This window comes from Streptomyces sp. NPDC102467, assembly GCF_044765445.1.
Classification (GTDB): domain Bacteria; phylum Actinomycetota; class Actinomycetes; order Streptomycetales; family Streptomycetaceae; genus Streptomyces.
On the sequence record NZ_JBIWKA010000001.1, the window covers coordinates 682051 to 691143 of the forward strand.

Here is a 9093-nt window from a genome sequence, read left to right on the forward strand (position 1 = left end):
TGGCTACGGTGCGTTCGTCTTGCGTGACATGTCGTAGGAACGTACAGGTCCTTGGGCCGGCGTCCCGGCCGTCAGCCCTTGACCGCGCCGCCGAGCGCGAAGCCCCCGCCGAAGCGCCGCGAGACCAGGACGTACAGCAGGATCACCGGCGTCGAGTAGATGATCGAGAACGCCGCGAGCTGGCCGTAGACCACCGTGCCGCGGTTGCCGAAGAAGTCGTTGATGCTGACCGACGCCGGCATCTGGTCGGGGGAGAGCAGCAGCATGAACGGGACGAAGAAGTTGCCCCACATCATGGCGAAGCAGAACACCGTGACGACGGCGACCCCCGGGCCCATCAGCGGCAGCACGATGCGCAGCAGGGACTGGAAGGTGTTCGCGCCGTCCGTCCAGGCCGCCTCCTCCAGCTCCTTCGGTACACCGTCCATGAAGTTCTTCATCAGCCAGATGGCGAACGGGAGTTGGGAGGCGGTGAAGAAGTAGATCGTGCCCGCCATCGTGTCGATCAGGTTCACCTGCACGAACAGCGCGTACACCGGGACCATGATCGCCGTGATCGGCAGACACGTCGCGAAGAGGATCGTCGCCAGGTACGGGTTGTTCAGGCGCGAGCGGTAGCGGGACAGCGGATACGCGGCGAGCGCCGCGGCGACGACCGTGAGGGCCGTCGCACCGCCGCACAGGATCAGGCTGTTCAGGAGCGGGGTGAAGGTGATGTCCGGCTTCAGGACCGCGTCGAAGTTGTCGAGCGTGGCATGCGTCGGGAACTTCACCTTGAGGTTCGCGTCCGCGTCCAGGGAGGACAGCACCACCCAGGCCAGCGGGAGCACGAAGGCGAAGGTGACGAGGATCAGGGTCGCGTCGGCGGTCAGCCGGTTTCTGGTGGCGCGGCGGGTCACTCAGGCCTCCGAGCGCAGCAGGCGCATATAGACCAGCGAGAACAGGGAGCCGACCACCAGCAGGAGCAGGGCGACCGCGGTGCCGTAGCCGATCATGCTCTTCTGGAAGGCCTGCTCGTACATGAACAGGGGGAGGGTCTGGCTGTGGTTGCCGGGCCCGCCGCGGGTCATCACCCAGATGAGCCCGAAGACGGACAGGGTCTGGAGCGTGTTGAGCATCAGGTTCGTGCCGATGGAGCGGCGGATCATCGGCAGCGTGACGTGCCACAGGCGCTGCCAGGCGTTCGCGCCGTCGACCTCGGCGGCCTCCGTGACCTCCTTCGGGATCTCGGAGAACGCCGCCGAGTAGACGAGCATCGAGAAGGCCGTGCCGCGCCACATGTTCGCGAACGACACCGCGAGGATCGGCAGCGTGTACAGCCAGTTCTGGCTCGGCAGATGGAGCCAGTCGAGGATCGCATTGAGCGTGCCCTCGCGGCGGAAGAACGCGTACAGGAGAAAGCCCGCGACGACCTCCGGCAGCACCCAGGCCGTGACGACCACCGCGCCGGTGACCGTGCGGACCGGTTTCGAGGCGCGCTGCATGAGCGCCGCGAGGGCCATGCCCAGGGTGTTCTGGCCGACGATCGACGACAGGAACGTGAAGACGAGCGTCAGCCGGACCGCGTTGAGGAAGGCGTCGTCCTGGAACGCGGCCTTGAAGTTGTCGAACCCGACGAAGGACGACTCCGCCTGGCCGGTCAGCTGCAGATCGGTGAACGCGATGTACGCGCAGTAGGCGATCGGGCCCGCGAGGAACAGGGCCATGATGATCGTGGCCGGGGCGATGGGCAGGGCGCGGAGTGCCGCGCGGCGGCGGGTCACGGGGCTGTGGTCACCTTCCATTTCCTCAACGCCGTTGCGATCAGGGCTTGTTGACGACCTTGCCGTCGGCGGCCGTCTTCACCTGCTCGTCGTACGTCGACGCCGCCTTGTCCACCGAGGAGTCCCCTGTCGTCACCGACTCCATCGCCTCCTGGATCGCCGTGGACACCTTGGGGTACGCGGGATAGGCCGGGCGGTAGTGGGTCGTCGCGACCAGGTCCGTGAAGAACTTGATGCCGGGCTGCGCCTTCACGTACGCCGGGTCCGCGGCGACGTCCTTGCGGACGGAGATGCCGGAGTTGGCGATGTACCAGCGCTGCGCGTTGGCCTTCGTCTGCATCGTCTTGATGAAGTCGAAGGCGAGGTCCGGGTTGCTCGCCTTGGCCGGGACGGCCCAGGTCCAGCCGCCGGACATGCTGACCTTGCCGGGCGCCTGGCCGTTCTGCGTCGGCATGTGCGCGAGCCCCAGCTTCTGCGACCACTCGGGCCATTCGTGTCCCGCGCCCTTGATCCAGTCCTGCGGGAGCCAGGACCCGTCGAGGTCGATGCCGAGCTTGCCCTTGGGCAGGAGGTCGCCGCGGACGTTGGTGCCGACGTTCGGGTCGAGGGCGTCGGAGACGTCGGGGCCGAGCTTCTCCTTGTAGACGGTCTCGACGAACTTCAGGCTGTCCTTGAACGCCTGGGAGCCGGCCACCCACTTGCTGCTGGATGTGTCGTAGAGCGGGTCCGAACCGCCGTCGCCCGTCCCGTACAGCAGCATCTCGAAGCCCTGCATCGTCGACTGCTCGCCGCCCGGCTTCCCGGTGTAGAGGTTCAGCGGGGTGACGCCCGGGACCTTCTCCTTGATGGTGCGGGCCGTGTCGAGGATCTCGGCCCAGTTCTTCGGCTGCCAGGGCGTCGCGATGCCGGCCTTCTTGAGGATGGCCTTGTCGTACCAGAGGCCGCGGGTGTCGGTGCCGTCCGGGACGCCGTACGTCTTGCCGTCCTCGGCCTTCGCGGCGGTCTTCGCCGTGTCGATGAACTGGTCCCAGTCCGACCACTTGTCCAGGTACTTGTCCAGCGGCCGCAGGTACCCGCTGGTGATGTCGGAGTTGATGAGGAACGTGTCCTCGTAGACCAGGTCCGGTGCCGTCTTCGGCGAGCGGAGCATCTGCTGGAGCTTCGTGTAGTAGTCGGCGTCCGCGGCCTTGATCGGGACGAGTTCGACCTTCTTGCCCGGGTGGTCCTTCTCGAACTGCTTCTTCATCGCGGCGAGATAGATGTCCGGGACTTTGCTCTCGTTGTCCGTGGACTGCTTGTACGAGACCCGGACCGTATTCGCGTCGCCGCCGGAGCCGCCGCCGCAGGCGGTGAGCGTTCCGGCGGCCAGCAGGGCGGTGGCGACGAGCACAGGGGCGGTGGGGCGCACGGGCACGACCTCCTACGACGCTCGCGGGCATCGTTGCCACGCGGGGCTGCCCGTGAACGTACGGGCCGGTTCGGAGCAAGGTCAATGGGTGTGCGCGGACCCTCGTCACATCGGTGACAACGTTGTAACCGGGCCATGGGGCCGAAGTGGAAAGTTAGGTTAGCCTAAGCTAAGTTAATCTCCGGGTGGTTGAGCAACACCCCTGTCGCAGAAGGAGATTGACGCCGCATGCCTCGCATCACGCCCAGGATCCGCCGTTCCGCCGCCGTCGCGGTGGCCCTCGTCGCGGGTGCGACGACGGCCCCGGCCGCCGTCGCCTCCACCGGTACCGGAGCACCCGCCTCCATCGCCGCCCCCGTCGCCAAAGGCCTCTACCAGTCGGCGTACTCGGAGCGGAACCACGTCCTGTGGACCGCGTCGGCCGTGGGCCGCCCCCCGGTGACCACCTCCGCCCTGAGCAAGGTCGACCCGAGGACGCTGAAGGTCCTGGCCACCTACACCCCGCCGGTCACCGACGCGGCCACCGGCGCCGTCGAAGCGGTCTACGGCGTCGCCGTCGACGACGAGCACAACACCGTCTGGGTCACCAACACCCGCAACAACAGCGTCGCCGTCTACAGCCAACGCGACGGCGCCCACCTCGCGACCTTGCCGAACGTCGCGCACGCCCGCGAGATCGTCGTCGACGACAAGCACGACACCGTCTGGGCGAGCGGCTTCGGCGACGGCAGCCTCGTGGCCTTCGACAGCCGTACGTATCAGGAGAAGCGGCGCGTCACCGTCGAGGGCGCGGGCCCCACCGGCATAGCCGTGAACGAGCACACCGGCACGGTCTACGCCGCCGACCTCACCAACGACCAACTCATCGTGGTGAACCGGAAGTCCACGACGCCGCGCCTCGTCCCGACCGGCGAAGGACCCATCTCCGTGGCCCTCTCCAAGAACGGCCGCACCGCGTACACGGCCGACAACACCGGCGGCACCGTCTCCGTCGTCGACCTGGACAAGGGACTCGTCACCAAGTCCGTGCCGACGGGCGCCGGACCGCTCTCCGTGGCCGCCGACGACCGCTCCGGCCGCGTCGTCGCCGTCAACCGCACGGACGCCACCGCGACCGTCGTCGACCCGCGCAAGGGCACCGTCGTCAAGACCGTCCCCACCGGCGCCAACCCCAACCACGTCGAGATCGCCGGCGGCACCGCCTACGTCGTCGACAAGTCCGGCACGGGCCCGACAGGCGAGGACCAGCTCACCCGCTTCCGGGTCCGCTAGAACCTGCTGTCACTTCCAGGAGTAGATCAACTCGGGCCGGCCGACCTGCCCGTACTGCGGACTGCGCACGGCCAGGCCCGCGTCCACCAGGTGCTCCAGGTAACGGCGCGCGGTGATGCGCGAGATGCCGACCGACCCGGCGGCCGACGACGCCGTCATGCCCTCGGGAGCGGCCTCGCGCAGCGCCTGCGTGACCCGCTCCAGAGTGGGCGCGCTCAACCCCTTGGGCAGGGCGGCCGGAGCGGGGGAGCGCAGGTTGGCCAGGGCCCGGTCGACCTCGTCCTGCCCGGTCGCCTCACCGCTCGAAGTGCGGTACTCGGCATAGCGCACGAGCCGGTCCCGCAGCGTGGCGAACGTGAACGGCTTCAGTACGTACTGGACGACACCCAGCGAGACGCCCTCCCGCACGACCGCCAGATCCCGGGCCGACGTGACCGCGATGACGTCCGCCTGATGCCCCGCGGTACGCAGCGACCTGGCGAGCGCCAGGCCATGACCGTCGGGCAGGTGCAGATCGAGCAGGATCAGATCGACCGGCGCCCGGTCCAGGGCGCGCCGCGCCTCGGCGGCGGTGTGCGCCTTGGCGACGATGACGAAGCCCGGCACCCGGCCGACGTAGAGGGCGTGGGCGTCGGCGGCGACCGGGTCGTCCTCCACCACCAGGACTCTGATCCGCGGGTCCGTCATGGCGTTCCGTCCCGGGTTGTCGTCAAGGGCAGCAGCGCGGTGAACTCGGCCCCGCCCTCCGCCGACTGCGCCAGCTCCAGTGTGCCCCCGTTGCGGCGCACCGCCTGTCGTACGAGCGCGAGGCCGAGCCCACGACCGCCGGGCCCCGCGGGCTTCGTCGACCAGCCGCGCTCGAACACGGCGTCCGTGTGCTCCGGGTCCACGCCGGGCCCGGTGTCGGTGACCCGCAGCAGCAGGGCGTCGGCGGTGGCGCGGGCCGTCACGGTGACCCGGGCGCGCGGCGACCCCTGCGCCGCGTCCACCGCGTTGTCGACGAGATTGCCGAGCACCGTCACCAGATCGCGGGCGGCCAGCGCCTGCGGCAGCAGCCCGTCGTCGATCCGCGTATCACCGGACACGACCAGCTCCACCCCGTGCTCATTGGCCTGCGCCGCCTTGCCGAGCAGCAGGGCGGCCAGCACGGGCTCACTGACGGCGCCGACGACCTGGTCGGTCAGCGTCTGGGCCAGCTCCAGCTCCGCCGTGGCGAAGTCGACCGCCTCCTCCGCCCGCCCCAACTCGATCAGCGACACCACCGTGTGCAGCCGGTTCGCCGCCTCATGGGCCTGCGACCTGAGCGCCTGCGTGAAGCCCCGCTCCGAGTCCAACTCGCCCATCACCGACTGGAGTTCGGTGTGATCGCGCAGGGTGACGACAGTGCCGCGCCGGTCACCGCTGGCCACCGGCGACGTGTTCACGACCACGACCCGGTCCGCCGTCAGATGCACCTCGTCGACGCGCGGCTCGGCGGCCAGCAGAGCGCCGGTGAGCGGCGCGGGCAGCCCCAGCTCGGCGACGCCCCGGCCCACCGCCTCCTCGCCGACGCCCAGCAGCTCGCGGGCCCCGTCGTTGATGAGCGCCACCCGCCGCTGCCCGTCGAGCATGACGAGCCCCTCGCGGACGGCGTGCAGCGCGGCCTGATGGTAGGCGTGCATCCGGTGCAGCTCGGCGGCGTTCATCCCGTGGGTATGACGCCGCAGCCGCGCATTGATGACATACGTGCCGATACCGCCGAGCACCAGCGCGGCCCCCGCCACCCCCGCGACGGCGATCACCTGCCCGCGCGCCTGCGCGGTGATCTCGTCGATCGTGATGCCGGCGCTGACCAGACCGACGACCCGGTGCCCGGAGCCGTAGACCGGCGTGACCACACGCACCGACGGGCCGAGCGTCCCCGTGTACGTCTCCGGAAACGTGCGGCCCTTGAGGGCGGGCCCGATATGCCCGAGGAACCGCTTGCCGATCTGCCGCTCGTCCGGGTGGGTCCAGCGGATGCCGTGCGGATCCATGATCGTCACGAAGTCGACGCCGGTGTGCCGCTGGACGTCATCCGCGTACGCCCGCAGCCGTCCGCTCGGATTCCCGGGCGCCACGATCGCCGCACGCACCGAAGGAGAGTCGGCGACCGCCGTGGCCGCCGCCGTGGCCTGCCGCTGCGCCGCCGTCTCCGCCTGATTGCGGTCACTGACGTACGTGAACAGCGCGCATCCCGCGACGACGACCGCGACGAGGACGGCCTGCATCGCGAAGAGCTGACCGGCCAGGCTGCGGGGGAGAGGGAAGCGCATGCCGCCAGTCTGCCGGTCGTATAAGTGCGAACTAAATGAACGGAAGGGTGACGGTCCTCACCGCCTGGGAGATAGTCACCGGGATCCGGGGACCGTGAGCCGCACGTCCCCCGCGTAAGGGCCCCCTCCGGGACTTACGTTCCAGTACGCCGACGTCGTCGTCAGGAGGAACCGTGGCCGAGTCCGGGACCGAAACCACGCCCCCCGCCATCAAGCGGGACCGCACGCACTATCTCTATATCGCCGTCATCGTGGCGGTGCTGCTCGGCATCGCCGTCGGCTTCATCTGGCCCGACTTCGCCAAGGAGCTCAAGCCCATCGGCACGGGCTTCGTGAACCTGATCAAGATGATGATCTCGCCGATCATCTTCTGCACGATCGTGCTCGGCGTCGGCTCGGTACGGAAGGCCGCGAAGATCGGCAAGGTCGGCGGCCTCGCCCTCGGCTACTTCGTCGTCATGTCGATGGTCGCCCTGGCGATCGGCCTCATCGTCGGCAACATCCTGCATCCCGGCAGCGGCATGCACCTCACCGAGGCCACGAAGGAGGTCGGCCACGTCGCGGCCAAGGACGCCGCGGAAGGCCCGGTCGACTTCATCCTCGGGGTCATCCCGACCACGCTGGTCTCCGCGTTCACCGAGGGCGAGGTCCTGCAGACCCTGCTCGTGGCCCTCCTCGTCGGCTTCGCCCTGCAGGCCATGGGCCGCTCCGGCCGGCCGGTCCTGCGCGGCATCGAGCACATCCAGAAGCTGGTCTTCCGCGTCCTCGGCATGATCATGTGGGCCGCTCCGCTGGGCGCGTTCGGCGCGATGGCCGCCGTGATCGGTGAAACCGGCGTGGACGCGCTCAAGGCCCTCGCCACGATCATGATCGGCTTCTACGTCACCTGCGCCCTGTTCGTGGGCATCGTGCTGGCGGCGATCCTGCGCCTGGCGACCGGCTTCAACATCTTCTCGCTCCTCAAGTACCTGGGCCGCGAGTTCCTGCTGATCCTGTCGACGTCGTCCTCCGAGTCGGCGCTGCCGCGGCTGATCGCGAAGATGGAGCACCTGGGCGTGAGCCGCCCGGTCGTCGGCATCACGGTGCCGACCGGCTACTCCTTCAACCTCGACGGCACGATGATCTACCTGACCATGGCGTCCCTGTTCATCGCCGACGCCATGGACCAGCCGATGAGCGTCGGCCAGCAGATCGGCCTGCTCCTCTTCATGATGATCGCGTCGAAGGGCGCGGCCGGTGTCTCCGGTTCCGGCATCGCGGTCCTCGCGAGCGGCCTGCAGTCGCACAAGCCGGCGCTGGTCGACGGAGTCGGCCTCATCATCGGCATCGACCGCTTCATGAGCGAGGCGCGGGCGCTGACGAACTTCGCGGGCAACGCGGTGGCCACGCTGCTGATCGGTCACTGGACCGGGGAGGTCGACCGGGACCGGGTGGAGCGGGTACTCGCCGGTCAGCTGCCGTTCGACGAACGTACGTTGCTGGACACCAGCGCCGACGACACCGACGACACCGACGACACGGAGCTGCCGACGCCGCGTGGCGGCGAGACGAAGGAGCCCGTCGGGGCCTGAGCAGTCTCGAGGCGGGGTCCGGCACAGCACGTGCCGGACCCCGCTTTTGTACTACCGGCGTGGGTGGCGTAGGGTCCTTCGAGTTGTCCCGGAGCCCACGGTTCCAGGGCAGCGCCTCCTGCCGCTGATGCGGCATCCAAACACCAGCACGATCTCCCTGACCGGGTTTGTTTTCGGCTTGCCCGAATTCAATTCGGTTGTGGACTGCGAATGACCTGATCGACTCGATTAGGAACGGCCGCGAGGATCCGCTAATGTTTGGGACGTCGGAACGGCCCAACGGCCGGGAAGACAAACCCGGTTGACAGGGAATCAGGCCCGAAAGGATCTGATAGAGTCGACAACGCAGGAAGGCCGAAAGGTCGGAAAGCGAAAAGTAGGACCAGCAAGACCCCGAGGAAATCGGATCGGAAAGATCTGATAGAGTCGGAAACGCAAGACAGCAAGACCGAAGGGAAGCGCCCGGAGGAAAGCCCGCGAGGGTGAGTACAAAGGAAGCGTCCGTTCCTTGAGAACTCAACAGCGTGCCAAAAGTCAACGCCAGATATGTTGATTACCCCGTCTCCGGCCGTCATGGTCGGGACGAGGTTCCTTTGAAAAAGTCCTGTCGGCCCTTGAGGCTGGTAGGCGCATCAGCGAGGACGCTGAGACCGGACGGGATTATTCCTCCTGTCCGGTCCGCTCTCGTGATGTCACCGGAATTATCCGGTAAACATTCACGGAGAGTTTGATCCTGGCTCAGGACGAACGCTGGCGGCGTGCTTAACACATGCAAGTCGAACGAT

Annotated in this window: 7 protein-coding genes and 1 rRNA gene; 3 read left to right on the forward strand and 5 right to left on the reverse strand. The window is 68.3% G+C overall.

Going from position 1 to position 9093, the window contains the following annotated elements; all coding sequences use genetic code 11:
• Nucleotides 1-71: 71 nt before the first annotated feature.
• Genes ACIREE_RS03060 through ACIREE_RS03070 form a run of 3 tightly spaced genes read right to left on the reverse strand, consistent with a single transcriptional unit; the run spans nucleotide 72 to nucleotide 3171 of the window.
• Complete coding sequence (locus ACIREE_RS03060) at nucleotides 72-899, reverse strand: carbohydrate ABC transporter permease (protein ID WP_404145247.1); 828 nt, start codon at nucleotides 897-899, stop codon at nucleotides 72-74.
• The gene (locus tag ACIREE_RS03065; RefSeq protein WP_404145249.1) at nucleotides 900-1784 is read right to left on the reverse strand and encodes a carbohydrate ABC transporter permease; all 885 of its coding nucleotides are present in this window, start codon (nucleotides 1782-1784) and stop codon (nucleotides 900-902) included. It abuts the gene before it with no gap.
• A 19-nt stretch (nucleotides 1785-1803) separates the two neighbouring features.
• On the reverse strand, nucleotides 1804-3171 hold the full coding sequence (locus tag ACIREE_RS03070) for an extracellular solute-binding protein (RefSeq protein WP_404145250.1): 1368 nt from the start codon (nucleotides 3169-3171) through the stop codon (nucleotides 1804-1806).
• A 228-nt stretch (nucleotides 3172-3399) separates the two neighbouring features.
• On the opposite strand from ACIREE_RS03070, the gene ACIREE_RS03075 reads away from it, so the two are divergent.
• Nucleotides 3400-4443 carry a YncE family protein gene (locus ACIREE_RS03075; RefSeq protein WP_404145252.1) on the forward strand — a complete coding sequence of 348 codons (1044 nt, stop codon included), beginning with the start codon at nucleotides 3400-3402 and terminating at the stop codon, nucleotides 4441-4443.
• A 9-nt stretch (nucleotides 4444-4452) separates the two neighbouring features.
• Here ACIREE_RS03075 and ACIREE_RS03080 read toward each other — a convergent pair whose 3' ends face one another.
• Nucleotides 4453-5130, reverse strand: a complete 678-nt coding sequence (locus ACIREE_RS03080; RefSeq protein ID WP_404145254.1) for a response regulator — start codon at nucleotides 5128-5130, stop codon at nucleotides 4453-4455.
• The gene (locus tag ACIREE_RS03085; RefSeq protein ID WP_404145255.1) at nucleotides 5127-6737 is read right to left on the reverse strand and encodes an ATP-binding protein; all 1611 of its coding nucleotides are present in this window, start codon (nucleotides 6735-6737) and stop codon (nucleotides 5127-5129) included. The genes ACIREE_RS03080 and ACIREE_RS03085 overlap by 4 nt, the downstream gene beginning before the upstream one ends.
• Before the next feature lie 173 nt (nucleotides 6738-6910).
• On the opposite strand from ACIREE_RS03085, the gene ACIREE_RS03090 reads away from it, so the two are divergent.
• Together ACIREE_RS03090 and ACIREE_RS03095 are read left to right on the forward strand one after the other, a co-directional pair.
• Nucleotides 6911-8308, forward strand: a complete 1398-nt coding sequence (locus tag ACIREE_RS03090) for a cation:dicarboxylate symporter family transporter (RefSeq protein ID WP_404145256.1) — start codon at nucleotides 6911-6913, stop codon at nucleotides 8306-8308.
• A 715-nt stretch (nucleotides 8309-9023) separates the two neighbouring features.
• Nucleotides 9024-9093: ribosomal RNA gene (locus tag ACIREE_RS03095) — 16S ribosomal RNA — on the forward strand; the annotation flags it as partial.

Coding starts and splice junctions, on each gene's coding strand:
- ACIREE_RS03080 (WP_404145254.1), bottom strand. CDS start 5,130: ATGACGGACCCGCGGATCAGAGTCCTGGTGGTGGAGGACGACCCGGTC.
- ACIREE_RS03085 (WP_404145255.1), bottom strand. CDS start 6,737: ATGCGCTTCCCTCTCCCCCGCAGCCTGGCCGGTCAGCTCTTCGCGATG.
- ACIREE_RS03075 (WP_404145252.1), top strand. CDS start 3,400: ATGCCTCGCATCACGCCCAGGATCCGCCGTTCCGCCGCCGTCGCGGTG.
- ACIREE_RS03065 (WP_404145249.1), bottom strand. CDS start 1,784: ATGGAAGGTGACCACAGCCCCGTGACCCGCCGCCGCGCGGCACTCCGC.